The 26,402-nt window shown below is 72.8% G+C and carries 23 protein-coding genes and 2 pseudogenes; 17 read left to right on the forward strand and 8 right to left on the reverse strand.

All coding sequences use genetic code 11. The features are described 5' to 3' along the window. Positions 1-212: 212 nt before the first annotated feature. From AB0L56_RS07415 to AB0L56_RS07465, 11 genes are all read left to right on the forward strand, one after another. Positions 213-1,862: a CTP synthase gene (locus AB0L56_RS07415; RefSeq protein WP_361032787.1), complete on the forward strand. Its 1,650-nt coding sequence runs from the start codon at positions 213-215 to the stop codon at positions 1,860-1,862. Positions 1,863-1,972: 110 nt separating this feature from the next. Beyond that, a complete protein-coding gene (locus AB0L56_RS07420; RefSeq protein ID WP_365420029.1) occupies positions 1,973-2,599 on the forward strand; it encodes an NUDIX hydrolase in 627 nt (208 codons plus the stop codon). 206 nt (positions 2,600-2,805) lie between these two features. Next, positions 2,806-4,863, forward strand: coding sequence for a tetratricopeptide repeat protein (locus AB0L56_RS07425; RefSeq protein ID WP_361032793.1), 2,058 nt, complete (start codon positions 2,806-2,808; stop codon positions 4,861-4,863). 146 nt (positions 4,864-5,009) lie between these two features. Further along, on the forward strand, positions 5,010-6,134 hold the full coding sequence (gene ald / locus AB0L56_RS07430) for an alanine dehydrogenase (protein ID WP_361032796.1): 1,125 nt from the start codon (positions 5,010-5,012) through the stop codon (positions 6,132-6,134). A 412-nt stretch (positions 6,135-6,546) separates the two neighbouring features. Continuing rightward, a complete protein-coding gene (locus AB0L56_RS07435; RefSeq protein ID WP_361032799.1) occupies positions 6,547-7,683 on the forward strand; it encodes a ParA family protein in 1,137 nt (378 codons plus the stop codon). Further along, complete coding sequence (locus tag AB0L56_RS07440) at positions 7,668-8,219, forward strand: hypothetical protein (protein ID WP_361032802.1); 552 nt, start codon at positions 7,668-7,670, stop codon at positions 8,217-8,219. Before AB0L56_RS07435 ends, AB0L56_RS07440 begins: the two co-directional genes overlap by 16 nt. A gap of 588 nt (positions 8,220-8,807) precedes the next feature. After that, entirely contained in the window at positions 8,808-9,827 is a 1,020-nt protein-coding gene (locus AB0L56_RS07445) for a segregation/condensation protein A (protein ID WP_365420655.1), read from the forward strand. After that, positions 9,824-10,489, forward strand: a complete 666-nt coding sequence (gene scpB, locus AB0L56_RS07450) for an SMC-Scp complex subunit ScpB (RefSeq protein WP_361032808.1) — start codon at positions 9,824-9,826, stop codon at positions 10,487-10,489. The genes AB0L56_RS07445 and scpB overlap by 4 nt, the downstream gene beginning before the upstream one ends. Continuing rightward, positions 10,489-11,526, forward strand: a complete 1,038-nt coding sequence (locus tag AB0L56_RS07455; RefSeq protein ID WP_361032811.1) for a pseudouridine synthase — start codon at positions 10,489-10,491, stop codon at positions 11,524-11,526. Before scpB ends, AB0L56_RS07455 begins: the two co-directional genes overlap by 1 nt. A gap of 96 nt (positions 11,527-11,622) precedes the next feature. Then, entirely contained in the window at positions 11,623-12,342 is a 720-nt protein-coding gene (locus AB0L56_RS07460) for an NUDIX domain-containing protein (RefSeq protein ID WP_361032814.1), read from the forward strand. Next, positions 12,339-13,361 (forward strand): ADP-ribosylglycohydrolase family protein, encoded by a 1,023-nt coding sequence (locus AB0L56_RS07465; protein WP_365420034.1) that lies wholly within the window; start codon positions 12,339-12,341, stop codon positions 13,359-13,361. The genes AB0L56_RS07460 and AB0L56_RS07465 overlap by 4 nt, the downstream gene beginning before the upstream one ends. Here the strand turns inward: AB0L56_RS07465 and AB0L56_RS07470 are convergent. Beyond that, positions 13,329-14,075, reverse strand: a pseudogene (locus AB0L56_RS07470) (nucleotidyltransferase domain-containing protein). The gene AB0L56_RS07465 and the pseudogene AB0L56_RS07470 overlap by 33 nt on opposite strands. A gap of 22 nt (positions 14,076-14,097) precedes the next feature. After that, positions 14,098-14,523, reverse strand: coding sequence for a Rieske (2Fe-2S) protein (locus tag AB0L56_RS07475; protein ID WP_365420036.1), 426 nt, complete (start codon positions 14,521-14,523; stop codon positions 14,098-14,100). 191 nt (positions 14,524-14,714) lie between these two features. Here AB0L56_RS07475 and aroH point away from each other — a divergent pair, with 191 nt between their 5' ends. The 5 genes from aroH to der all read left to right on the forward strand — a co-directional run bounded on the left by aroH (position 14,715) and on the right by der (position 19,201). Next, a complete protein-coding gene (gene aroH, locus AB0L56_RS07480) occupies positions 14,715-15,077 on the forward strand; it encodes a chorismate mutase (RefSeq protein ID WP_361032825.1) in 363 nt (120 codons plus the stop codon). Next, entirely contained in the window at positions 15,074-16,159 is a 1,086-nt protein-coding gene (locus AB0L56_RS07485; protein ID WP_365420039.1) for a prephenate dehydrogenase, read from the forward strand. Before aroH ends, AB0L56_RS07485 begins: the two co-directional genes overlap by 4 nt. A gap of 133 nt (positions 16,160-16,292) precedes the next feature. Next, entirely contained in the window at positions 16,293-16,979 is a 687-nt protein-coding gene (gene cmk, locus AB0L56_RS07490) for a (d)CMP kinase (protein WP_361032831.1), read from the forward strand. Then, a complete protein-coding gene (locus AB0L56_RS07495; protein WP_365420043.1) occupies positions 16,976-17,635 on the forward strand; it encodes a lysophospholipid acyltransferase family protein in 660 nt (219 codons plus the stop codon). Before cmk ends, AB0L56_RS07495 begins: the two co-directional genes overlap by 4 nt. A gap of 75 nt (positions 17,636-17,710) precedes the next feature. Next, the gene (der, locus tag AB0L56_RS07500; protein ID WP_365420046.1) at positions 17,711-19,201 is read left to right on the forward strand and encodes a ribosome biogenesis GTPase Der; all 1,491 of its coding nucleotides are present in this window, start codon (positions 17,711-17,713) and stop codon (positions 19,199-19,201) included. Positions 19,202-19,260: 59 nt separating this feature from the next. Here der and AB0L56_RS07505 read toward each other — a convergent pair whose 3' ends face one another. Beyond that, entirely contained in the window at positions 19,261-19,665 is a 405-nt protein-coding gene (locus tag AB0L56_RS07505; protein ID WP_361032840.1) for a hypothetical protein, read from the reverse strand. A 97-nt stretch (positions 19,666-19,762) separates the two neighbouring features. After that, a complete protein-coding gene (locus AB0L56_RS07510; protein ID WP_361032842.1) occupies positions 19,763-20,542 on the reverse strand; it encodes a hypothetical protein in 780 nt (259 codons plus the stop codon). Positions 20,543-21,080: 538 nt separating this feature from the next. Here AB0L56_RS07510 and AB0L56_RS07515 point away from each other — a divergent pair. After that, entirely contained in the window at positions 21,081-21,710 is a 630-nt protein-coding gene (locus AB0L56_RS07515) for a transglycosylase family protein (protein WP_365420048.1), read from the forward strand. Between the two features lie 65 nt (positions 21,711-21,775). Here AB0L56_RS07515 and AB0L56_RS07520 read toward each other — a convergent pair. The 4 genes and pseudogenes from AB0L56_RS07520 to AB0L56_RS07535 all read right to left on the reverse strand — a co-directional run. After that, positions 21,776-22,006, reverse strand: a pseudogene (locus tag AB0L56_RS07520) (ABC transporter); the annotation flags it as partial. 38 nt (positions 22,007-22,044) lie between these two features. Next, positions 22,045-22,698, reverse strand: coding sequence for an ATP-binding cassette domain-containing protein (locus AB0L56_RS07525; protein WP_365420050.1), 654 nt, complete (start codon positions 22,696-22,698; stop codon positions 22,045-22,047). Continuing rightward, positions 22,695-25,793 (reverse strand): ATP-binding cassette domain-containing protein, encoded by a 3,099-nt coding sequence (locus AB0L56_RS07530; protein WP_365420052.1) that lies wholly within the window; start codon positions 25,791-25,793, stop codon positions 22,695-22,697. Before AB0L56_RS07530 ends, AB0L56_RS07525 begins: the two co-directional genes overlap by 4 nt. A gap of 12 nt (positions 25,794-25,805) precedes the next feature. Next, positions 25,806-26,285 carry a hypothetical protein gene (locus AB0L56_RS07535; protein WP_365420055.1) on the reverse strand — a complete coding sequence of 160 codons (480 nt, stop codon included), beginning with the start codon at positions 26,283-26,285 and terminating at the stop codon, positions 25,806-25,808. Positions 26,286-26,402 lie beyond the last annotated feature (117 nt).

Consider the following 26,402-nt stretch of genomic DNA (forward strand, 5'->3'; position numbering starts at 1 on the left):
TGTGTGCCGCTCGAGGCAACGCGGGTCCGCCGAACGAGTGAGCAAGGGGTGAGGCTCCGGTGTGCGGTGCGTACCCTGTACCGACGCGTGCGCGGAGCGTGGCCGTGAGCCATCGCCGCGCGGCGCTGATACGCTGGTAGCCCGTGGACCGGTGGGCGAGAAACCCCGGAACCGCACCCACAGACCGCGACCACGGGAGCCCCCCTTTGGCCATGCCGCCCAAATCTTCGACGACCAAGCACATCTTCGTCACCGGGGGCGTCGCCTCCTCCCTCGGCAAGGGTCTGACGGCCTCCAGCCTCGGCATGCTGCTCAAGGCCCGGGGTCTGCGCGTCGTGATGCAGAAGCTGGACCCGTATCTCAATGTCGACCCTGGCACGATGAACCCCTTCCAGCACGGCGAGGTGTTCGTCACCAACGACGGCGCCGAGACCGACCTGGACATCGGGCACTACGAGCGCTTCCTCGACCGTGACCTGGACGGCTCCGCCAATGTCACCACGGGCCAGATCTACTCCACCGTGATCGCCAAGGAGCGGCGCGGCGAGTACCTGGGCGACACCGTGCAGGTCATCCCGCACATCACCAACGAGATCAAGCACCGGATCCGCCGGATGGCGACCGACGAGGTCGACGTGGTGATCACCGAGGTCGGCGGCACGGTCGGCGACATCGAGTCGCTGCCGTTCCTGGAGACCGTCCGGCAGGTGCGCCACGAGGTCGGCCGCGACAACGTCTTCGTGGTCCATATCTCTCTCCTGCCCTATATCGGCCCCTCGGGTGAGCTGAAGACGAAGCCGACCCAGCACTCGGTTGCGGCACTGCGCAACATCGGTATCCAGCCGGACGCGATCGTGCTGCGCTGCGACCGCGAGGTGCCCACCGCCATCAAGCGGAAGATCTCGCTGATGTGCGACGTCGACGAGGCCGCCGTGGTCGCCTGCCCCGACGCCCGCTCGATCTACGACATCCCCAAGACCGTGCACGGCGAGGGCCTGGACGCCTACGTGGTCCGCAAGCTGGACCTGCCCTTCCGCGACGTGGACTGGACGACCTGGGACGACCTGCTCGACCGGGTCCACAACCCCGACCACGAGGTCACCCTCGCCCTGGTCGGCAAGTACATCGACCTCCCGGACGCCTATCTCTCGGTCACCGAGGCGCTGCGCGCGGGCGGCTTCGCCAACAAGGCCCGTGTGAAGATCAAGTGGGTCACCTCGGACGACTGCAAGACCCCGGCGGGCGCCCAGGCGCAGCTCGGGGACGTCGACGGCATCTGCATCCCGGGCGGCTTCGGCGACCGCGGGGTGCTCGGCAAGGTCGGCGCGATCAAGTACGCCCGGGAGAACCGGATCCCGCTGCTGGGCCTCTGCCTCGGTCTTCAGTGCATCGTGATCGAGGCCGCGCGCAACCTGGCGGACATCTCCGACGCCAACTCCTCCGAGTTCGACCCGGCCACCTCCCACCCGGTCATCTCCACCATGGCCGAGCAGCTGGACATCGTCGCCGGTGAGGGCGACATGGGCGGCACCATGCGGCTCGGCATGTACCCGGCCAAGCTGGCCGAGGGATCGATCGTGCGCGAGGTGTACGACGGCAAGGAGTACGTCGAGGAGCGCCACCGGCACCGCTACGAGGTGAACAACGCCTACCGCGCGGAGCTCGAGAAGAAGGCGGGCATCGTCTTCTCCGGCACCTCCCCGGACGGCAAGCTCGTGGAGTACGTCGAGTACCCGCGCGAGGTCCACCCGTACCTGGTCGCGACCCAGGCGCACCCGGAGCTGCGCTCGCGTCCGACCCGTCCGCACCCGCTCTTCGCGGGCCTGGTGAAGGCCGCGGTCGAGCGGAAGATCTCGAAGTAACACACCCAGTTGTACGGTTGCCGGGGTGCGAACCTTCAAAGGTGGCGCACCCCGGCCGCTTTTTTCACCCAGGGCAGGCGCACGACCGCTGTACGTCGGGAAGGACAGGCATGACGATCAAGGACACCCCCGAGGAGTGGGAGATCCGCGCGACCGCCACCCCGTTCGTGGGCAACAAGACCTCCGTCCGCACGGACGACGTGGTCATGCCGGACGGCACCGTGGTCCGCCGCGACTACCAGGTCCACCCCGGGTCCGTGGCCGTCCTCGCCCTTGACGACGCCGACCGGGTCGTGGTGGTGCGCCAGTACCGGCACCCGGTGCGCCAGAAGCTGTGGGAGATCCCGGCCGGCCTGCTCGACGTTGCCGGCGAGAACCCGCTGCACGCCGCGCAGCGGGAGCTGTACGAGGAGGCGCACGTCAAGGCGGAGGACTGGCGGGTCCTGACCGACGTCTACACCACGCCCGGCGGCTGCGACGAGGCCGTACGGATCTTCCTCGCGCGGGGGCTGTCGGAGGCCGAGGGCGACCGGTTCGAAGTGGAGGACGAGGAAGCGGACATGGAGCTGGCCCGGGTCCCCGTCGCGGAGCTGGTGCGCGGGGTGCTGGCCGGCGACCTGCACAACAACTGTCTGGTGGTGGGCGTCCTTTCACTCGTCGCCGCGCGGACCGGTGACGGCCTGGACGCGCTGCGCCCGGCACAGGCACCGTGGCCGGCGCGGCCCTTCGAGGCGTGACGCCCACGGTGGCGCCGCGTCGCGCCGCCCCCTGTTACCGGCACCGCTGACCCTTTGGTCTGACGATCTGCTGATCCGATCGAGGGAGTCTTGTCCCCGGCACAGCGCTCCTCACGGAACGTCGCAGAGCGTGAACTAGGCTTCGAAAAACGCCCGACCGGGAGACCCGGCGGGCCGGCGCGTGCGGTGGGACGGGAGTGTGGCCCGTGACGGATCAGGCGGTGGACCCGGACGGTGTGCGGCCCCCTCGGGACGCTGCCCCGGAAGGCCGATTCCTGGGCCGTACGAGGGAGTTGAAGGAACTGCGCGCCGACATCGAGCGCGCGGGACTGGACACCCTCTCCGGCCGCAAGGCACCCCGCGCGCGCGTACTGCTCATCGCCGGCCGGTCCGGCTCCGGCCGGACGGCCCTCGCCGAGGAGCTCGTACGCCAGGTCGCCGACCGCTACCCCGGCGGGGTACTGCGCACCCGCCTGAGCGAACCCGACGGCACGCGCGTGCCCGTCGGGCGAGCCGCGCGCGAGCTGCTCGACGCGCTGGCGGAGCCCGCCCCCGCCGGAGCCCCCGAGGACGATCTCACCGAGGCGCTGCGCACCGCCCTGGCCGGCCGCCGGGCGCTGCTCCTGCTGGACGACGCGGCCGACGCCGAGCAGGTCGACGCACTGCTCCCGGACAACCCGGACTGCCTGGCCGTCACCGTCTCCTCGGGGCCCCTCACCGGTATCGCCGACGTCCGCCCCTGCACCCTCGGCGGCCTCGACACCAAGTCCGGGGTGGAGCTGCTGTCCCGGTTCACCGGATCGGTGCGCGTCACCGTCGACCCCCGGGCCGCCGAACGGCTCGCCGAGCAGTGCCAGGGCCAGCCGGCCGCCCTGGTGCTGGCCGGGGGCTGGCTCGCCGCCCGGCCCCAGGCCGCCGTCGCCGACCTGGCGAAGCAGCTGCACACGGACACCGGCCAGGGCACCGTCGTCGGCCGGGTCGCGCGGCTGGTGCACGACTCACTGCGCGCGCCCGCCGCCCGGACCCTGCGCCTGCTCAGCCTCGCCCCGGGAGGCCTGACCGACCCGCACACCGCCGCCGCGCTGGCCGGCTGCTCCGTGGAGGCCGCCCGCACCACCCTCGACGACTTCGCCGCCCAGGGCCTGCTGCACTCGGTGGGTTCCGCCCTGCCCCAGTACCGCGTGCCCCGCTGTCTGCACCCCGTGCTGCACGACCTCGCCCAGGCCCACGAGCGGCCCGGCGAGCTCCAGCTGGCCCGCGCCCGCATGCTGGAGCGGACCGTACGGCTGCTCCAGTCGTGCAGGGCGATCACCGAGACCGACAGCCCCCAGGCGCACGAGAAGCTCCTCGGCATGCCGCGCGCCCTGCGCTTTCCCAGCCCCCGGGCCGCCGCCGACTGGCTGCGCCTGCGCCGCCCCGCCCTCCTGGCGGCCGCCCGGCTCGCGGTCGCCGACGGGGAGCTGGACACCCTGGCCCGGCGGCTGATGGCCCAGCTGGTGCGCGCCCTGGTCGCCCACTTCGGCACCCAGGCCGCCGCGAGCGATCTGTACGACATCCACGGCCTGGTCCTCGACGTCGCCGAGCGCCGGGCACTGCCCCGGGAGCGGGCCGCCGCCCTGCTGAACCTCGGCGACCTCGATGCCCGCACCGGCCGTACGGCGGACGCCCTGGTGCGCTACCGGGCCGCGCTGGACGCCGGACGCGAGGCGAACGACCCGTACGCGACCGGCCGTGCGATGGAATCCGTAGGCGGCGCGCATCTCGAGCTCGGGAACTACGACCGGGCCGCGGACTGGTTCGGCCGGGCCCTGACCGAGCGGCTCGCCCGGGACGAGCGCGCGGAGGCCGCCCGGCTCTACGGACGCATCGGCGCCGCCCACACCTACGCCGGCCGCTACGGCGAGGCGCTGCGCAACTGGCGCGCGGCCGTCGCCGGGCACCGCAAGAACGGGGATGTCGCCGCCCAGGCACGGGCCTTGAGCGAACTGGCCCGGGTGCAGGAGTACGCGGGCCGGCTCGAGGAGTCGCTGCGCACCTGCGGGCAGGCCCTGGAGTGGGCACAGCGGGCCGAGGACACCCGCCTGCAGGCCGCGCTGCATCTGCGGCTCGCCGACTCCTTCGAGCACCTCGGCGACCCCGCGTCGGCCGCACTGCACCGGGCCACTGCCGAGCGGATGCTCGCCGAGGACGCCCCGGAAGACGACTCCGAAGCGCAACATGGCGAGAACGCCTGCGAAATCCGTAGCGCATCCGCGCAAGATTGATGCAAAGGAAGGCTAGACAGCGGGAACGCCTTCATTAGACTGGCTCTGCCGCACCATCTTCTGCGGTCTCTCCCGGTGTGCCCGAGCGTGCCCGGGTATGTGTAGTGATAGCCCCATATCTCTGAATACCCTCTGATCCAAGGACCGTGATCGACGTGAAGGTCGGCATCCCCCGCGAGGTCAAGAACAACGAGTTCCGGGTGGCCATCACCCCCGCCGGCGTGCACGAGCTCGTGCGCCACGGCCACCAGGTCGTCATCGAGCGCGGCGCCGGCGTCGGCTCCTCGATCCCGGACGGCGAGTACATCGCCGCGGGCGGGCAGATCCTGGACACCGCCGACGAGGTCTGGGCCGCCGCCGACCTGCTGCTGAAGGTCAAGGAGCCCGTCGCGGAGGAGTACCACCGCCTGCGCAAGGACCAGACGCTCTTCACCTACCTGCACCTGGCGGCGTCCAGGGAGTGCACGGACGCCCTCCTGGAGTCCGGTACGACCGCGATCGCCTACGAGACCGTCGAGCTGCCCACCCGCGCGCTGCCGCTGCTCGCCCCGATGTCCGAGGTCGCGGGCCGGCTGTCCACCCAGGTCGGCGCCTACCACCTGATGCGCGCCCACGGCGGCCGCGGTGTGCTCCCCGGCGGCGTCCCCGGCGTGCTGGCCGGCCGCGCGGTCGTCATCGGCGCCGGCGTCTCCGGCTGGAACGCCGCGCAGATCGCCATCGGCATGGGCTTCCACGTGACCCTGCTCGACAAGGACATCAACAAGCTCAGGGAGGCCGACAAGGTCTTCGGCTCGAAGATCCAGACCGTCGTCTCCAACGCCTTCGAGCTGGAGAAGGCCTGCCTGGAGGCGGACCTGGTGATCGGTGCGGTGCTCGTCCCCGGCGCCAAGGCCCCGAAGCTCGTCACCAACGAGCTGGTCTCGCGGATGAAGGCCGGAAGTGTCCTTGTCGACATCGCGATCGACCAGGGCGGCTGCTTCGAGGACTCCCACCCGACCACGCATGCCGAACCGACCTTCAAGGTCCACGAGTCGGTGTTCTACTGCGTCGCCAACATGCCCGGCGCGGTGCCCAACACCTCCACCTACGCGCTGACCAACGCCACGCTGCCGTACATCGTGGAACTCGCCAACCGGGGCTGGGTGGACGCGCTGCGCCGCGACCCGGCGCTCGCCAAGGGCCTCAACACGCATGACGGCAAGGTCGTTTACCGGGAGGTCGCCGAGGCGCACGGCCTGGAGCACGTCGAGCTCGCCTCGCTGCTCGGCTGACCCGTCCGGACGGTAAGTCGACCAAGTCACCTACCGGAAAAGGCGACACGTCAACTCGGGTCGTCAACACCGCGTATCCGGCCGGACCTTGCCCGACAAGGTCCGGCCGGATGTGTGTATGGTCACTTCCTGATTACTGGACAACTCGCCTCGAACGTAACCCTTCTGCCGATTCGCACATCCGTGAAACCTGCCGTGCGACGGCCGTACGCCCTTGACAGAGGGATGTTTCATTGCCGACACATCGGGCCGGGTCCGGCGGATTGTGTTGCTGCGGACGGCCGACACGCCATAGAGTCGCCAATCGTCGGCATGGTGCCACGCTGACCTGTCTAGAAGTTTCCTGGTCACCAAGGAGGTAAGACGACTTGTGAATGAGTCGACATTTACTCCCGGGGGTGGTCAACCAGGAATGCCCGCGCCGGGCCAGGGGTCCGCGGGATTCGCTGCTGTCGGCTCCATCGCTGTGCGCACCTTCGCAGCCCACCAGAGTCACCGGACTCCTGGGGTGACTCACCCAGCACACCAGAGCATGGATGGCCATCACGTGAACGCCATGGCCGGCGACGGAAGTGGCGCGCCCCACAACCATTTCGCCGACTACGACGAACTGCCCGAGGGGCACTTCTACGATCCCGACGCCGAGTACGAGCCGGATCCCGAGTACGCGGCCACGCTCGCGCCCGACGCGGCGCGCCAGCGCCGTGAGCGCATCGGTCCGACCGGACGCCCGTTGCCGTACTTCCCGATCCCGGGCCCGCTGACCGACCACGGCCCCGCGAAGATCATCGCGATGTGCAACCAGAAGGGCGGCGTCGGCAAGACCACGTCGACCATCAACCTGGGTGCCGCGCTCGCGGAGTACGGACGCCGGGTGCTGCTCGTGGACTTCGACCCGCAGGGCGCGCTGTCGGTCGGCCTCGGCGTCAACCCGATGGAACTCGACCTCACCGTCTACAACCTGCTCATGGAGCGGGGCATGGCGGCCGACGAGGTGCTGCTGAAGACCGCGGTCCCCAACATGGACCTGCTGCCCAGCAACATCGACCTGTCGGCGGCCGAGGTGCAGCTGGTGAGCGAGGTCGCGCGCGAGTCCACGCTGCAGCGGGCGCTGAAGCCGCTGATGGACGACTACGACTACATCGTGATCGACTGCCAGCCCTCGCTCGGCCTGCTCACGGTCAACGCGCTGACCGCGGCGCACAAGGTGATCGTGCCGCTGGAGTGCGAGTTCTTCGCGCTGCGCGGTGTGGCGCTGCTGACCGAGACCATCGAGAAGGTCCAGGAGCGCCTCAACCCCGACCTGGAGCTCGACGGCATCCTCGCCACCATGTACGACTCGCGCACGGTGCACAGCCGTGAGGTGCTCGCGCGGGTGGTCGAGGCGTTCGACGACCACGTCTACCACACGGTCATCGGGCGCACGGTCCGCTTCCCGGAGACCACGGTGGCCGGTGAGCCGATCACCACGTACGCGTCCAACTCCGTCGGTGCCGCCGCCTACCGCCAGCTCGCCAGGGAGGTGCTCGCCCGGTGTCACGCCGAGTGAGTCTGCCGGGGGCCGACGAACTCTTCCGTACGACAGGGGGGATGGCGCTCCAGGCGTCCACTCCCCGGCGCGCCAACGGCGACGCCCGGGTTCCCGCTCCGGCGGGGGAGGGCGACGCGGCCGCGGCCGCCCAGGAGGACGCGCCGCAGTCGGTGCCCGCACAGGGCGGCGACGGCGAGGGCGCGGAGCATGTCGCGGCGGACGCGGAGCCGGCCGACGCCGGTGAGTCCCGCAGCCGGGGCGCCTCGGGCTCCGGGCGGCGTCAGGCGGCCCAGGAGGGCGCGGCGCCGCGCAAGCGGGGACGAGCGGCGGCACGGCGGCCCAGCGGCCGGGAGCGGCACGACGAGAAGATCACCGTGTATGTCTCCGCCGAGGAGTTGATGGACCTCGAGCACGCGCGTCTGGTCCTGCGCGGCGAGCACGGCCTCGCTGTCGACCGCGGCCGGATCGTCCGCGAGGCGGTCGCCGTGGTCCTCGCCGACCTGGAGAGCCGGGGGGACGCCAGCATCCTCGTACGACGCCTCCGTGGACGGTAGCGGTAGCCTGCGGAGGCCATGACCTCGAACGACGCACCCGCCCCCGGCGACCGGCCGCCCCGGCGCCGCGCCCTGGGCAGGGGCCCGGGCGGGGCGCCGCCGACGCCGGACCCTCCCGCCGATCCCGGCCCACCCGGGGCGGGCCCGGCCCCGGAAACCCGGGTGGCCCCGTCCCCCGCGCCGCCACCGGCGGCCGGAACCCACGACGCCGGGCGACCGGCCACGGGGCCCGGCGACGCGGCGGGCGCGGGGCTTTCCGCGCGGGGTGATGTCCCGGTCGAGCCGAGCGGCGGTGGGCCGGGTGGTGCGGACGTCGACGGCGGGTCCTCGGATGCCGGGGCGGAGGCAGGGCGCCGGGTTGCGCCGACCCGGGCACAGGACGCGTCGGCTGCCACGTCCGTGGACGTGCAGGGTCCCGTGGGCCCCACGGAGGCCGAGGGGGCTGGGTCGTCCGGCCCGTCGGGCGTGGTGCTCGAGGGGGAGGCGGGCGCCGGGCATCCTGGTGCGTCGGCGCCCGATGCCGTTGGCGGTGTTGCGGAGGCGGAGGGGGTGCCGGCCGATGGGGCCGGGGCGTCCGGCCGGTCGGACCTGGTGCTTGAGGGGGAGGCGCGGGCCGCGGATCCTGGTGCGTCGGCGCCCGATGGCGTCGGCGGTGTTGCGGAGGCGGAGGGGGCCTCGGCCGACGGGGCCGGGTCGTCCGGGCCGTTGGAGGGGGTGCTCGAGGGGGAGGCGCCCGCCGGGCATCCTGGTGCGTCGGCGCCCGATGCCGTCGGCGGTGTTGCGGAGGCCGAGGACGACGACGGGCGGTTCAAGGTTCGGCTGGCGAACTTCGAGGGGCCGTTCGACCTGCTGCTCCAGCTGATCGCGAAGCACAAGCTGGATGTCACCGAGGTCGCCCTGTCCAAGGTCACCGACGAGTTCATGGCGTACATCCGGGCCATGGGGCCGGACTGGGACCTGGACGAGACGACCGAGTTCCTCGTCGTCGCCGCCACGCTGCTCGACCTCAAGGCCGCACGGCTGCTGCCCGCCGCCGAGGTGGAGGACGAAGCCGACCTCGCCCTGCTGGAGGCCCGCGACCTGCTGTTCGCCCGGCTGCTGCAGTACCGCGCGTACAAGCAGATCGCCGACATCTTCAGCCGGCGGCTCGACGACGAGGCCCGGCGCCACCCCCGTATCGTCGGACTCGAACCGCACCACGCCGAGCTGCTGCCCGAGGTCGTCATCAGCATCGGCGCCGAGGGCTTCGCGCGTCTCGCGGTCAAGGCGATGCAGCCGAAGCCGAAGCCGCAGGTGTACGTCGACCACATCCACGCACCGCTGGTCAGCGTGCAGGAACAGGCCGGGATCGTCATCGCGCGGCTCAAGGAGCTCGGTCAGGCCGGCTTCCGGGAGCTGATCGCGGACACGGACGACACGCTCACCGTCGTGGCACGGTTCCTCGCCCTCCTGGAGCTGTACCGCGAGAAGGCCGTCGCCCTCGACCAGGAGACCGCGCTCGGCGAGCTGACCGTGCGCTGGACCGGCGGGGACGGGGACACCGCGCCGACGGTGACCGACGAGTTCGACCGGCCCCCCGAGCAGCCCCAGGAGGAGAGGAAGCCGTGAGCGAGGAAACCACCGAGAACCCCGCGGGGCTGCCCACCGTCGCGGACCTCGATCTCAGGCCCGCCCTGGAGGCGGTCCTCATGGTCGTGGACGAGCCCGCGACCGAGGAGCACCTGGCGAAGATCCTGGAGCGCCCCAGGCGCCAGGTCGCCGACGCGCTGCGCGCGCTCGCCGACGAGTACACCGTCCAGGGCCGCGGCTTCGAGCTGCGGCTCGTCGCGGGCGGCTGGCGCTTCTACACCCGCCCCGAATACGCCGCGGCCGTCGAGCGCTTCGTCCTCGACGGCCAGCAGGCCCGGCTCACCCAGGCCGCCCTGGAGACCCTCGCGGTCGTCGCCTACCGGCAGCCGGTCAGCCGCAGCCGCGTGTCCGCCGTCCGCGGAGTCAACTGCGACGGTGTGATGCGGACCCTGCTGCAGCGCGGTCTGATCGAGGAGGCGGGCACGGAACCCGAAACAGGTGCGATCCTGTACACGACGACGAACTACTTCCTGGAGCGGATGGGCCTGCGCGGTCTGGACGAGCTCCCGGAACTCGCGCCCTTCCTCCCGGAGGCGGAGGCGATCGAGGCCGAGACACAGGAAGGCGTGCCGTCGTTCGATCCGGACGCCCCGGATCCGGACGACGGTCCCCCGACGAACACGACGACGACGGAATTCTGATGCGAAGCAGCGGCAGCGGAAAGAGCGGCGGGCGCGGTAACCACCGTGGCGCCGGCAACAACAGGGACCAGAAGCAGGGGCAGGGCCGCCCCCGCAAGCCCCGCCCCGAGGAGCGCCGCTACGACGTCGGTCCCGGCGCCACCAAGGAGGGCCCCAAGTCGGGGCGCGGGGGCGCCAAGCCGGCATCCCGGAAGGGCGGCCGTACCGCTCCCGGGCGTTCGCGTGAGTACGAGACGCGGATGGAGGAGCGCAATCGCGACCGGTACGCGGCCAAGAAGGACGTGAAGCTCCCCAAGACCTTCCCCGGCGCCGAACAGGAGGGCGAGCGCCTGCAGAAGGTGCTGGCGCGCGCGGGCTACGGCTCCCGGCGCGCCTGTGAGGAACTGATCGAGCAGGCCAGGGTAGAGGTCAACGGCGAGATCGTCCTGGAGCAGGGCAAGCGGGTCGACCCGGAGAAGGACGAGGTCAAGGTCGACGGCCTGACCGTCGCCACGCAGTCGTACCAGTTCTTCTCGCTGAACAAGCCCGCCGGTGTCGTGTCGACCATGGAGGACCCCGAGGGGCGCCAGTGCCTCGGTGACTACGTCACCAACCGTGAGACCCGGCTCTTCCACGTCGGCCGGCTCGACACCGAGACCGAGGGTGTCATCCTGCTCACCAACCACGGCGAGCTGGCGCACCGGCTGACCCACCCGCGGTACGGCGTGAAGAAGACCTATCTCGCGCACATCGTCGGCCCCATCCCGCGCGACCTGGGCAAGAAGCTCAAGGACGGCATCCAGCTGGAGGACGGCTACGCGCGTGCCGACCACTTCCGGGTCGTCGAGCAGACCGGCAAGAACTACCTCGTCGAGGTGACCCTGCACGAGGGTCGCAAGCACATCGTGCGCCGCATGCTCGCGGAGGCCGGGTTCCCGGTCGACAAGCTGGTGCGCACCGCCTTCGGGCCGATCACCCTGGGCGACCAGAAGTCGGGCTGGCTGCGGCGGCTGTCCAACACCGAGGTCGGGATGCTGATGCAGGAGGTCGACCTCTAGCGGACCTCTAGCCGGCCTCCAGCCGGCCTCCGAAGGCTTGTCATCGACCGGCACCCCCTTTTATAGTCGCTGTGACTATTAAAGGGGGTGCCGGTCATGGACGGCTATGACAAACACGCCTTCGAACCCTTCGCCGTCACCGTCGACCTCGCCGTGTTCACCCTCCGCGCGGGCGCCCTGCATGTGCTGCTCGTCGAGCGCGGCCAGGAGCCGTACGCCGGACAGTGGGCGCTGCCTGGAGGCTTCGTCCTGCCGGACGAGTCCGCGGAACGCGCCGCGCGGCGCGAGCTGGGCGAGGAGACCGGGCTGACGGACGTCTCCGGGCTGCACCTGGAGCAGCTGCGGACCTACAGCGAACCCGGCCGCGACCCCCGGATGCGGGTCGTCTCCGTCGCCTTCGCCGCCCTGCTGCCCGACGCGCCGGAGGCGCACGCCGGCAGCGACGCGGCACGGGCCCGCTGGACGCCGTACGACTCCGCGCGGGGGCTTGCCTTCGACCACGACCGGATCCTGGCCGACGCGCGGGAACGCGTGGGGGGCAAGCTCGAGTACACCTGCCTCGCCACGGCCTTCTGCCCGCCCGAGTTCACCCTCGGGGAGCTGCAACAGGTCTACGAGAGCGTCTGGGGCAGGCCCCTGGACCGGCCCAACTTCCGCCGCAAGGTCCTCGCCACCCCGGGCTTCGTCGAAGCCGTCCCCGGCGCCGCGCGCCTCACCGGCGGCCGCGGCAAACCCGCCGCGCTGTACCGCGCGGGCACCGCCACCGCCCTTCACCCACCGCTGCTGCGGCCCACTCCGGAAGGACGTCCCGCATGACCACGACCACCGCCACCAGGCGCGCCGCGACAGGTGCGCTCACCGGCCTCGCCCTCGGGGACGCGCTGGGCTTCCCCACCGAGTTCAACGACGTCCCCGCGATCCTGGCCAAGACCGGCCCGTGGCGGGAGATGGAGCTGCCGAACCCGGCGATCGTCACGGACGACACCCAGATGACCCTCGCGCTCGGACGGGGCCTGCGCACGGCGATGGACCGCGGGCCGCTCACCCCGAAGCGGCTCGAGCGGCCGGTGCGCGAGGAGTTCGTGGAGTGGTACCGCTCGCCCGAGAACAACCGGGCCCCTGGCAACACCTGCCTCAAGGCCTGTTACCTGCTGGCACGGGAGGAGCGGCGCTGGCAGGACGCCAGTCAGATCGGCTCCAAGGGCTGCGGCGCCAACATGCGCGTCGCGCCCATAGGACTGGCCCCGGCCTTGACCGACGAACAGCGCGCGGGCGCCGCCCAGTTGCAGGCGGCCCTCACCCACGGCCACCCCACCGCCGTCGCCGCCTCCGACCTCACCGCCCACGCCGTACGGCTGCTGGCCGAGGGCGCCGAGCCGGCCGGCCTGGTCGGACTGCTGCGCTCCTACGCCTACGACAACCGCACCCGCTACCACGAGTTCTGGCTCGGCGACCTGTGGACCCGGTCCCAGGACCCCACCCCCGAGCACTTCATCGCGCGCGGCTGGGACGAGTGCCTGGAGATCCTGGGACGCCTCCAGGACGCCGTACGCACCGTCTCCCCGGAGACCGACCCCTGCCTGGCCACGGGCGAGGGCTGGATCGCGGAGGAGGCCCTGGCGACCGGCCTGCTCTGCTTCCTCCTCTTCGTCGACGAACCCCTCACCGCCCTGCGCCGCGCCGCCTGCACCTCCGGCGACTCCGACTCCATCGCCTGCCTGACCGGCGCCTTCGCGGGCGCGTACCTGGGCGCGGACGCCTGGCCCGCCGCATGGGCGGACCGCATCGAGTACCGGGGCGAGCTACTGAAACTGGGCACGCTCTGGGACGCCTGACCGATCGCCCCGCACGACCTCGTCGGACGGATCCGTCCGGAGGGCCGAGGCGCGGCGGGTGCGGACGAGGAAGTCCTCGACCCGGCGGCGGTCCAACTCCTCGGGCAGGGGACTGCGCCGGGCGGCCTCGGCGCCCTCCTCGGCCAGCCGGGCCATCCGGGACTCCACCTCTGGCCAGGGGACCTCGCCCCGCTTGACCGCGAGCAGCAGCTCGCTTCCTCGCCCACGTCGATCGTGAGGGCGCCCGTGCGCAGGAGGTCGCGGGCGCTGGTCAGGAGACGCAGCAGATGCATGGCGTCCTTCCAGCGCGGGGCGCCGTGGGAGCGGACATCGGCTTCCAGCTTGCGGCGCCGGCCGTGGGCGTACCGCGTGAACGTCTCGTGGGCCCTGCGGGGAAAGCGCGCCGCGCAGGGACAGCAGCTCACGGCCGGTGGCGTCGGCGTACTCCACCAGCGGGGAGTGCAGGCACTCCAGGATGCTGGGGTTGGCGCGCAGCGCCAGCTCGCAGAAGCGTTCCAGCTCCCAGCTGAACTGTTCCTCCGCCGGCCCCTCGACATGCGTCGGCGGCTTCTCGAAGCGCCAGAACAGGCGAGTGGGCGCGAGGAAGACGCCCCGGCGGTCGGTGTCACTGGCCTCCGTGGCCAGACCGAAGGCACGGGAGCCCATGACACAGGCGTAGATCGTGTGGTCGCCGACCAGAGTCTCCGGGCGCATGCCCGGGAGGGTACGCGGCGGATCACGCCCGGCGGATCGAACTTCCCTCCACCGTGATCTGCTCCTCGGGCAGCGGCCTGGTCGCCGGGCCCCGCTCCACCGAGCCGTCGGCGATCCTGAACCGGCTGCCGTGACAGGTGCAGTTGATCGTGCCGTCCGCGACATCGCCCACGAGACAGTTCTGGTGTGTGCAGACCGCCGAGAAGGCCTTGAAGTCGCCCTCCGCGGGCTGGGTGACCACGATCTTCTCGTCCTTGAGGATCGTGCCACCGCCCACCGGTACGTCGGCGGTCGAGACCAGCACCTGCCCGGCCGGGGTGTCCGGAGTGGCGGTGTCCGACGTGGTGCCGCCCTCGTCGCCGTCTCCGCCGTCCGAGCCGCAGCCGGCGGCCAGCGCCACGGCGCCCGTCGCGAGCAGAACCGTACGGCGCGTCGTGCGAGGGGTCATGTCGTCACTCCCGGAGTCAGAGGTTTCTGCATCTTGGCACCGAACGCACCGAACGCGAAGCAACCTGCCGCGAACCACCATGAAAAGCACACCCCGCCCGTCTCAGCGGGCGAGCGCGCGACGCCCGCTCCGCGCGCTCTGACTACGCTGGACGACCGAACAGCACATGGACGTCAGCAAGGAGCATCGTCGTGGCGGTACGCGCGGTCCGGGGGGCCGTCCAGCTGGAACGGGACGAGGCCGGTCATATGGAGGAGCAGGTCGGCGCGCTGCTCACGGCCGTTCTGGAGCGCAACGGTCTGCACACGGACGACCTGATCAGCATCTGGTTCACGGCCACCCCCGACCTGCACAGCGACTTTCCGGCCGCCGCCGCCCGCAAGCTGGGCATCGTCGACGTCCCCCTGATCTGCGCCCAGGAACTCGACATCGAGGGCGCCATGCCCCGTGTCGTCCGGGTCCTCGCGCACATCGAGTCCGACAAGCCCCGCGCCGATATCGCGCACGTGTACCTCGGTGCCGCGGCCGCCCTGCGCAAGGACATCGCCCAGTGAGAACCGCACTCGTCATCGGCACCGGACTCATCGGCACCTCGGCCGCCCTCGCCCTGTCCCAGCGGGGCGTCGTCGTCCACCTCGCCGACCAGGACCCGGAGCAGGCCCGTACGGCCGCCGCCCTCGGCGCCGGTACGGACGAGGCGCCCGAGGGCCCGGTGGACCTGGCGATCGTCGCCGCCCCTCCCGCCCATGTGGCCGACGTGCTCGCCGACGTGATAGGGCGCGGCGCGGCCCGCGGCTGCATCGACGTGGCCAGCGTCAAGGGCGGACCACGCCGCGAGCTCGAGGCACGCGGGCTGGACCTGTCGTCCTACCTCGGCACCCACCCCATGTCGGGCCGGGAGAAGTCCGGTCCGCTGGCCGCCAGCGGTGACCTCTTCGAGGGCCGCCCCTGGGTGCTCACCCCCACCCGGGACACCGACACGGAGGTGCTGAACCTCGCCCTGGAGCTGGTCTCGCACTGCCGGGCCGTGCCGGTCGTCATGGACGCCGACGCCCACGACCGGGCCGTCGCCCTCGTCTCCCACATGCCCCACCTGGTGTCCAGCATGGTCGCCGCGCGTCTGGAGCACGCGGACGAGGCCGCCGTACGGCTGTGCGGGCAGGGCATCCGGGACGTGACGCGGATCGCCGCGTCCGACCCCCGGATGTGGATCGACATCCTGTCCGCCAACCCCGGACCGGTCGCCGACCTGCTCACGGACGTCGCCGGTGACCTGGAGGAGACCGTGCGGGCCCTGCGCGCGCTGCAGTCCTCCGACGAGGACAAGCGCCGGCAGGGCAGCACCGGCATCGAGGACGTCCTGAGGCGGGGCAACGCGGGCCGGGTCCGCGTCCCCGGCAAGCACGGCTCCGCGCCGCGGGTCTACGAGGTCGTGGCGGTGCTCATCGACGACCAGCCGGGCCAGCTGGCCCGTATCTTCGCCGACGCCGGCCGTGCCGGGGTCAACATCGAGGACGTCCGCATCGAGCACGCCACCGGACAGCAGGCCGGTCTGGTGCAGCTCATGGTGGAGCCCAAGGCGGCACCGGTCCTCACCGCGGGGCTGCGTGAACGGGGCTGGGCGATCCGCCAGTGACCGCCTCCGGCCCTGCCCCCGAAGGGCCGGATCGTCCGCCTGTCGGAAGGGTCCCGGGGGGCCGGTAACCTGGTGCGGGGCGTGTCCGCGCCCCCGTACACCCCAATCCACCGCACCAGGAAGGTGTTCCCCCGTGGAAAACGGCGCCGCCCAGCCCGTGATTGTCGCCATCGACGGCCCCTCCGGCACGGGCAAGTCGAGCACCTCGAAGGCCGTGGCGGCGCAGCTCGGCCTGAGCTACCTGGACACCGGCGCCCAGTACCGGGCGATCACCTGGTGGATGGTGAACAACGGCATCGACATAGAGGACCCCTCCGCGATCGCCGCCGTCGCCGGCAAGCCCGAGATCCTCTCCGGTACCGACCCCCGCAACCCCACCATCACCGTCGACGGCGTGGACGTGGCCGGCCCGATCCGCGAGCAGGACGTCACCTCCAAGGTCAGCGCGGTCAGCGCGGTGCCCGAGGTACGCGCCCGGATCACCGAGCTGCAGCGCACCATCGCCTCCGCCGCCGTCACCGGCATCGTCGTCGAGGGCCGGGACATCGGCACCACCGTGCTGCCCGACGCCGATCTGAAGATCTTCCTCACCGCCTCCCCGGAGGCGCGTGCCGCCCGCCGCAGCGGCGAGCTGAAGAGCGCCGACCTGCACACCACCCGCGAGGCCCTGATCAAGCGGGACGCGGCCGACTCCGGCCGCAAGACCTCGCCGCTGGCCAAGGCCGGCGACGCCGTCGAGGTGGACACCACCGACCTGACCCTGCAGCAGGTCATCGAGTGTGTCGTCACGCTCGTCGAGGAGAAGCGGGCGGGGAAGTGACCGACGTCCCATCGCTGCGGGGCGCCGAGGTCGGGCGGCGCATCGGCGTCGGCCTGATGTACGGGCTGTGGAAGCCGCGTGTGCTCGGCGCCTGGCGGGTGCCCGCGAGCGGCCCGGTGATCTTCGCCGTGAACCACTCCCACAACATCGACGGCCCGATGGTCATGGGTGTGGCGCCCCGGCCGACGCACTTCCTGATCAAGAAGGAGGCGTTCATCGGCCCGCTCGACCCCTTTCTGCTCGGCATCGGCCAGGTGAAGGTGGACCGTTCGACCGCCGACCGCGCCGCCATCATGCAGGCGCTCGGCGTACTGGAGAGCGGCGGTGTGTTGGGCATCTTCCCGGAGGGCACCCGGGGTGAGGGCGACTTCGCGGCCCTGCGCGCCGGCCTCGCGTACTTCGCGGTGCGCAGCGGGGCGCCGATCGTTCCGGTCGCGGTGCTGGGAAGTTCCGACCGGCCCGGACGGTTGATAAAGGCACTGCCTCCGCTGCGCTCGCGGGTCGACGTCGTCTTCGGCGACCCCTTCGAGGCAGTCGGGCACCGGGCGGGCGGCAGCGGCAGACGTACGCGCAAGGCGCTGGACGAGGCGACCGAGCGCATCCAGAAGCAGCTCACCGCGCACCTGGAAAACGCCAGGCGCCTCACCGGGCGCTAGGCCAGACTTCAGTAGTGGATCACGTTGTGTGCGGGGTCCACCGATCACCACGATGAACGACGAGGTACGGACTTCATGAACGACCACATCCAGCCCGACGGCTCGGACGCGTACGAGGGTGCGCACGAGCACGATCACGGGGCGCTGGGCGATGCCGAGTTCGCGGAGTTCATGGAGCTCGCCGCGGAGGAGGGCTTCGACCTCGAGGACGTCGAGGGCGCCATCGAGGCGGCGGGCCATGGCCCGCTGCCGGTGCTCGCCGTCGTCGGCCGGCCCAATGTCGGCAAGTCGACCCTCGTGAACCGCATCATCGGCCGCCGCGAGGCCGTCGTCGAGGACAAGCCGGGCGTCACCCGCGACCGTGTCACCTACGAGGCCGAGTGGGCGGGCCGCCGCTTCAAGGTCGTCGACACCGGCGGCTGGGAGCAGGACGTCCTCGGCATCGACGCCTCCGTGGCCGCCCAGGCGGAGTACGCCATCGAGGCCGCCGACGCGGTCGTCTTCGTCGTGGACGCCAAGGTCGGCGCCACCGACACCGACGAGGCCGTCGTCCGGCTGCTGCGCAAGGCCGGAAAGCCGGTCGTGCTGTGCGCCAACAAGGTGGACGGCCCGAGCGGCGAGGCCGACGCGGCCTATCTGTGGTCCCTGGGCCTGGGCGAGCCGCACCCGGTCTCCGCCCTGCACGGCCGCGGCACCGGGGACATGCTGGACAAGGTCCTGGAGGCCCTCCCGGAGGCCCCGGCGCAGACCTTCGGTGCCGCCGCCGGCGGCCCCCGCCGCGTCGCCCTGATCGGCCGCCCCAACGTCGGGAAGTCCTCGCTGCTGAACAAGGTCGCGGGCGAGGAGCGGGTCGTCGTCAACGAACTCGCCGGCACCACCCGCGACCCGGTCGACGAGATCATCGAACTGGGCGGCAAGACCTGGAAGTTCGTGGACACGGCGGGCATCCGCAAGCGCGTCCACCTCCAGCAGGGCGCCGACTACTACGCCTCGCTGCGCACCGCCGCCGCCGTCGAGAAGGCCGAGGTGGCCGTCGTCCTCATCGACGGTTCGGAGTCCATCTCCGTGCAGGACCAGCGCATTGTCACCATGGCCGTCGAGGCGGGCCGCGCGCTCGTCCTCGCGTACAACAAGTGGGACACCCTCGACGAGGAGCGCCGCTACTACCTGGAGCGGGAGATCGAGACCGAGCTCGGGCAGGTCGCGTGGGCGCCGCGGGTGAATGTCTCGGCGCGCACCGGCCGGCACATGGAGAAGCTCGTCCCGGCCATCGAGACGGCCCTGGAGGGCTGGGAGACCCGGGTCCCGACGGGCAGGCTCAACGCCTTCCTCGGCGAGCTGGTCGCCGCCCACCCGCACCCCGTGCGGGGCGGCAAGCAGCCGAGGATCCTCTTCGGCACCCAGGCGGGCACCAAGCCGCCGCGGTTCGTGCTGTTCGCCTCCGGTTTCATCGAGGCGGGCTACCGGCGCTTCATCGAGCGGCGTCTGCGCGAGGAGTTCGGCTTCGAGGGGACGCCGATCCACATCTCCGTGCGGGTGCGGGAGAAGCGCGGCAGGAAGAAGTAGCGCACGACGGACAGGGCGAAGGGGCGGTCCCACCGGGACCGCCCCTTCGCTGTGTCCGGTCAGGCGCCTCTGCGCGGGGCCGGGGGCAGTCCGGCCGGGACGTGGTGCATCCCCGAGGTGTTCCGGCCGACCGTGCCGACCCGCTGCCACTGCGGCGGCTGAGCGTCGCCCGCCTCCGCGGCGTGGGTGCCGTACGCGCCGCTCACCAGGGAGGCGCCGAACGATCCGGGGCTGTGGCCGCCGTAGGAGCCCGTACTGTGCGGGATGTTCCCGAAGGCGGTGAAGCCCAGCTCCTCCTCGCCGCTGCGGTCGCCCGGCAGCGAACGGAAGGACTTGACGTACTCGGTGTAGAGGGCGTCGTAGATCGGCGTGGCCGAGAGGCCGCTCCGGGAGTCCTGCGCCGGGCGCACGGGTGCGGGGACCGAGGCGAGGGACTGGCGGCGGGGAACGTCATATGCGTGCACGTATCTCCAAACGACCCCGCCCACCAAGGGATGCGGCCCTTTTGGGGCTTTCGCCGGTGACGTTCCCGGCCGCTCCGGCCGGGCCCCGGCGGGCCGGTCAGATGCCGGCCAGCGGCAGCGCGGCTGCGACCAGCTTGCCGTTCGCCGCCGCCTTGTCCAGCGCGTCGCGCAGCAGGTCCTCGCGCGGCTGGCGGCCGATCGAGCCGACCGGGGCGGCGAACATCAGCACCTGCTGGTGCTTGTTCGCGGCCGACCGCCAGCCGTCGGTGACCTGGAGCGGCTGGTGGGCCTGCCACCAGGCCACCGGACGGCCGCCGCTCGGGTTCGGCTGGAGCACGGCGTGCAGCTGGCCCGCCGCGAGCAGCACCGACCAGCCGTGCAGGACCGGGGGCACGGCCGCCAGCTCGGTCAGGGGCATGAAGCCCTGCTCGATGAGCAGCGGCAGGAAGTCGTCACCGGCCCCGAGCGAACCGGGCCGGGCGACCGGCGCGGTCGGCTCGACGACCAGCGCCGGGTGCAACTCCCCGGAGATCAGGACCAGTCCGCTGGTCACACCGAGCACGGCCTGTTCCGGGGTGGCCTTCGCGGACTCCGCCTCCGGGGCGCCGCCGATGGCCCGCACGGCACCCTGGAGCTGCTCCTCGGTGACCTGGACGACCTGCGAGGGCAGGCAGGTGGAGTGGGCGAAGGCGAGCACGGCGGTCTCGTCCCCGATGAACAGAACGGTGCTGGTGCGCTCCTGCTCCGGGTCGCCCGGGGTGCGGCAGGAGGTGCAGTCGTAACTGCCCGGGGCGGACTCTCCGGCGAGCAGGCGGGCTGCTTCTTCGTCGCCGATCTCGGCGCGTACCTCGTCGCTGACGTCGAGCATGCGCGGCACGGGTGGCTCCCTCGGGATGCGGTGCGTGGCACGACCGGGTGGCTCCCGGCCCGTGGTCCGGGGTGGGTCCCCGGCTCATGAAGAAGACAACGGGTGATCTGTGGCGGGAGTCACGCCCCAGGGCGAACGGAATCGAACCATCCAGCGCACACGGTCACGTCCGGTGCGGAATCGGGCACTCATCGTCAACTGCGGCTAAGCGTACGGCCGTTGGGTGGGTGAGGTGGCTCACAGGCCGAGCCCTGGCCTGGTCGACAAATCCGGAAATCAAGGAATGAAGTGGGTGGCCGGAAATCGCCGATACCCGAGGTAAGGGGCAACTGGCCTGGCATGACGGGGCATTGGTTGATCCGGACCGCCAAGGCTCCTTAGATTCCTCCGCCGTGTGCAGCGAGCACCGCTCGGGTACGTCCGCCGACCGCACGAACCGCACGACCGTACGACCCGCAGGCGGACGGGGCGAGCGCTGGTCACCCGCCCCATGGCGTGGTGAGCGCGTTCCGTCTTGGGGCCCCCGAGTCCTTCGGGAAGGACCTATATGTCCGAATGTGCCGATAACACCCGCGACCACGTCCGCAGGACCCGTACGGCGGCCGTCCTGGCCGGAGCGGCACTGCTCGCTCCGCTGGGACTGCTGGCCGCGACCGGATCCGCCGCGGCGGCGGACAGCGGAGTGTGGGACCGCATCGCCCAGTGCGAGAGCGGCGGCGACTGGCACATCAACACCGGCAACGGCTACTACGGCGGACTCCAGTTCTCCGCCGCCACCTGGCGCGCCTACGGCGGCACGGCGTACGCGCCCACCGCCGACCGGGCCACCAAGTCCCAGCAGATCGCGGTCGCCACGAAGGTGCAGCGCGCCCAGGGGTGGGGCGCCTGGCCCACCTGCTCGTCCCGCGCGGGGGCGTCTGAGGGCGCGCCCGGCGCGGCCCCGGTGACCGCGGGGCAGGCGCCCTCCAAGCCGAACTCGTCCACCGCGGCGGGCCGTTCGGCCGGGCACACGGACCGGGGGACGTCCCGCGGTGACTACACCGTCCGCGCGGGGGACACGCTGAGCGGGATCGCCGCGCGGCACGGAACGAGCTGGCAGCGGCTCTACGAGGCCAACAGGTCCGTCATCGGCGGGGATCCCGACCTGATCGTGCCCGGGCAGCGGCTGGACATCTGAGCCGCCACTCCCTCGCCGGGACACGGGCCCCGTCCGGGCGGCCGGACGGGGCCTTTGCGGCGCGGCTACGGAGGGCGCGAGCGGCCGAGTTCGCTCGCCTCGCGGGCGAACGTCACGGAGCCCCGGCGCAGTTCGTACACGATGGCGGGGTGGCCGTGCAGGGCGGGGGGCAGCCGCTGCTCGGCGATGATCACGCACGCGTCGAGCGCGGCGAGGAGCGCGTAGGTGCGGGCCGCCACCGCCGGGGACATGCCCTGGGCGGGCTCGTCGACGAGTGCCACGCGGGGGCGGGCCAGCCACTGCGGGCGGCCGGACGGGACTTTTGGCGGCGCGGCTACGGAGGGCGCGAGCGGCCGAGTTCGCTCGCCTCGCCGGCGAACGTCACGGAGCCCCGGCGCAGTTCGTACACGATGGCGGGGTGGCCGTGCAGGGCGGGGGGCAGCCGCTGCTCGGCGATGATCACGCACGCGTCGAGCGCGGCGAGGAGCGCGTAGGTGCGGGCCGCCACCGCCGGGGACATGCCCTGGGCGGGCTCGTCGACGAGTGCCACGCGGGGGCGGGCCAGCCACACCCGGGACAGGGCCAGCATGCGCTGCTCACCGCCGGAGAGCGTGCCGGCGCGACGCTCCATCAGCGGCTCCAGCCGCGGATAGGCGTTGAGGGCGGGGGCCGGGTCGGAGGCGGTGAGGGCGAGGTTCTCGCGCACGGTGAGGGAGCCGAACACGGCTCGCCGCTCCGGCACCAGGCACAGCCCGCGCCGGGCCCGCTCGTACGCCGGTACGTCCGTCACGTCCTCCCCGTCCCACCACACCGACCCGCCGGACAGCGGCACGGCACCGGCGAGCGCCCGCAGTGCGGTCGAACGTCCGGAGCCGTTGCGGCCCAGCAGCACGGTGAGGCCGGGGCCCGGGGCGGTGAGGCCGACGCCGTGCAGGGCCTCCAGCGGGCCGTAGCGCACGCGCGCGTCGCGCAGGGAGACGGTGGTCATGGTCCGGTCGCCTCCCCCAGGGTGTCCAGGACACGTCCCGGCGGCCCCGAGGCGACGATCCGGCCGGCCGTCATCACATGGACGACGTCGGCGAGGTCGGCGACCAGGTCGAGGTCGTGCTCGACGACCAGGAGCGCCGTGCCGTCGGCGGCCAGCGCCCTCAGGATCCGGGCCAGCGCGGCGATCTCGGCGGTGTCCAGCCCGGCGGCGGGCTCGTCGAGCAGCAGCACGCGCGGGGCGGTGGCGACGGCCCGGGCGAGCTCCACGCGGCGCAGCGCCCCGGTGGGCAGACCGGCGGCCGGCAGCGCCCGGGCCGGCCCGTCCAGCCCGAAGAGCCGCAGCATCCGCTCCACCACGCCGGGGTGGCCCGGGCGGGCCTGCTCGGCGCCCACCCGCACGTTGTCGGCCACGGTGAGCGTCGGGAAGACCGCCAGCTGCTGGAACGTCCGTGCGATGCCGAGCCGGGTGCGGGCCTGCGCGGGCAGCCGGGTGACGTCCCGTCCCCCGAGCAGAACGGCCCCGCGCACGGGTCGCACGGTCCCCGCGAGACAGTGGAACAACGTGCTCTTCCCGGCCCCATTGGGCCCGACGACGGCGGTCACCCGGCCCGCCGGAACCCCGATGTCCACCCCGTCCAGCGCGGTGAACCCGCCGTAGCGGACATACAGCCCGCGAGCCTCGAGAACGAAGGACACGGCGGCCCCGCCCCCGGAAACCCCAAAGCCGCCGCGCCCCCCGGGAGGCACACCCCCCGCCGCGAGCCACGCCCCCCGACCGCCCGGCCGCGCATCGGACGACACCCCGGCGGTGCCCTCCCGCCTCGTGGCGTCGGCGGTCCCGTCCGGGGTCGCGTGTCCTGCGTCCTCACCGGGTGCCTGTGGGGGCCCGGTGATGCCCTCTGCCCCATTGGGCCGGGGCCCTCGGCCACCGGACACGTCCCCCGCGTCCCCGCCCCGCCCCACGAATTCCCGGCCGCCCGGCCCCTCTTCCGGCGCCTCGCCTGTGTCGGGGGGGCGGTCGGCCGGGTGGGGGTGGTGTGCTGGGGTCGTGCCGGGGCCGTTGTCCTGGCGTTTGGGGGCGGCGGGCCCTTGCTCGTCGGTGTTCGTGGGGTCGGTCGTGGCCGGTGGGGGGCCGGGTGGGCGATGCCCCGACGAGAGGGGGTGGAGGGTGGGCCTCCTGTCCGGGCCCGGGCCCGTTGCCGTGGCTCCCCTGGGGTTTGGGGCGGGCCCCGGCTCGGGCTCCGGGCCGCGTAGGCGGTGGCGTAGGCGGGCGCCCAGCGGGGTCAGGTGCGGTGCGCCGGTCGGCCGGAGGCGGCGGGTGAGTCCCCGCAGCCTCTCGTACGGGCCCTCCGGGAAACGGCCCATCAGCACCGCCAGGACGCCGATCACCGCCGCCGCCACGCCCCCGCGCGTGCCCGCGTCCAGGCCCACCAGCAGCGCCGCCCCCAGCAGCGCGCCCAGGGCGCTGTCCGCCCCCAGGACCACCACCGCGGTGAACCAGAGCAGGCCCCGCACGGGGTCGTACGCGGCGGGGTCGAAGGCGCGCACCCCCATGCCGAGCATGCCGCCCCCGAGCGCGGCCAGCGCGGCGCCGGAGACGAAGGCCCACAGCTTCAGCGACGGCACGCGCACCCCCGCCGCCCGCGCCCCGGCCTCGTGGTCCCGCATCGCCGCCAGCGCACGGCCCGTACGGCCCCGCCGCAGCGCCACGACCGTCGCCAGCGCAGCCGCCAGCAGCACCAGTTCCAGGACGTAGTACGCGCGGTCCCCGTCGAAGCCCGCCGGCCGGCCCAGCGAGAGCCCGGACGTGGCGTACGGCTGGTCGAAGACGAACCGGCTCACGGCCACACCGACCGCGAACGTCGCCAGGGCCAGGGCCAGCCCCCGGCGGCCGATCGCCGGCCAGCCCGTCAGCAGGCCGAGCGGGGCGACAAGGACGACCGCCACCGCCAGCGCGGCCAGCTCCGGAAGCGCGGGCAGCCCGGGGAAGCGCCCGGCCGCGAGCAGCGCCGTCGACAGGGCGCCCAGACCCGCGTACGCCGCCTGCCCGAGCGAGATCTGCCCGCCGTGGCCGGTGACCACCACCAGCGACAGCAGGATCACCCCCAGGGCCGGCACCTGCACCGCCGTCCGCAGATCGTCCCCGGCGAAGCCCAGCGGCAGCAGGAACAGCGCCCCCGCCGCGATCCAGGCGCCCGGAGGATCCGGCACCCGTGCGACGGCCGCGCGCGGGAGGGCGTCGTGTGTGCCGACGCCGGGCAGCAACAGCGCGGCGAACAGCAGTGACACGACGAAGAGGTTGGCGCCGACCGCCTGGAGCAGCGGCTCGCCCCACCCGGACGGGTGCAGCCGGGTCAGCTGACTCTGCGCCACCCCGATGCCCAGCGCGACGCCCACCGCCACCGTCAGACTGCGCATCCGCGCGGCGACCGCGACCGCCACCACCTCCATGACGAGCAGCGGCAGCCCGTACGGGTCGAGCCGTACGTACGGCGCCAGCAGCACCCCGGTCAGACCGGCCGTGAACGAGCCGAAGGCCCAGCCGGCCGCCGCCACCCGGTCCGCGTCCACACCGGTGAGCACGGCCAGTTGCCGGTTGTCCACCACGGCCCGCAGCTCCCGCCCGAACCGCGTCCGGCGGATCACCGCCCCGGCCCCGACGGCCAGCACCGCCACCACCGCGAGCTGCCCCCACGGCTCGGCCGCCACCAGCACCGGCGCGTCGTCCCGCGCGCCCTGCCCCCACACCAGCGCCGCGCCGCCCACCAGCAGCACGAACACGCCGATGGACGCCACCAGCGTCCGCGCCGGGTCGCCGCCCCGCACGGACAGCGGCCGGAACACGAACCGCTCCAGCACCACTCCGATGCCGGGCGCGACGACCAGCAGGGTCAGTGCCGCCGCCCACCACAGTGGCCAGCCCGCGTCGACCACCAGGGCGCGCAGTACATACGCGCACACCATGGCGATCGCCCCGTGCGCGAAGTTCAGCACCCCGGTCGCCCGGTACGTCACGATCAGGCCGATCCCGGTGAGCGCGGCGGCGGCGCCCACCGACAGACCGGCCAGCGTGAGGTCGTACGTCAGCGAGGACATCGGCGGCCGGCGTCAGCCGGTTTCGTCGGCGGGCTCGCAGATCGGGCACGGCCGCAGCTCACCGCTCGCGATCAGCTTGCCGTCCACCGGCACCGCCTCCGGCTTCCCCGCGACCAGCGGGCAGTCCGCGCGGTGCCACAGCGTCCCGCCCGGCACCATCAGCATCTCCCTGCCGACAGCTACCGGCGCGTCGGCCGGCCGGGCGGAGGCGTCGGCGTCGGCCGGCTCGGCGGCGACCAGCAGGCCGTACAGCTCCTCCACGCGCAGCGCGGCGACGGCGTCCCGGCCGTGGACGAGCAGCACCGCCCCCGCGACGATCAGCGCGGCCCCGGGAACGGTGCAGGAGGCCAGGTAGGGCAGTTGCCGTTCGGCGTAACGTTCACCCGAGATCCCGTACCAGCCGAGCACGCACAGCAACGCGCCCGCGCCGAGCGCCGCCGAGCCCGCCCACAGCGCGGGGTGGGCGGTCCGCAGCCGGGCTGTCCGCGTCATGGCTCCCACCCCTCAGGGGTCCGTCCGTGTGCCTGTCCATGTCAGCCGATGGCTTGCACTATGCCCCCTGCGAGCTGACCCTGAAAGCACCGGGCGGACATGGCCCGGACCGACACC

The organism is Streptomyces sp. NPDC052079 (genome assembly GCF_040680275.1).
Classification (GTDB): Bacteria; Actinomycetota; Actinomycetes; order Streptomycetales; family Streptomycetaceae; genus Streptomyces.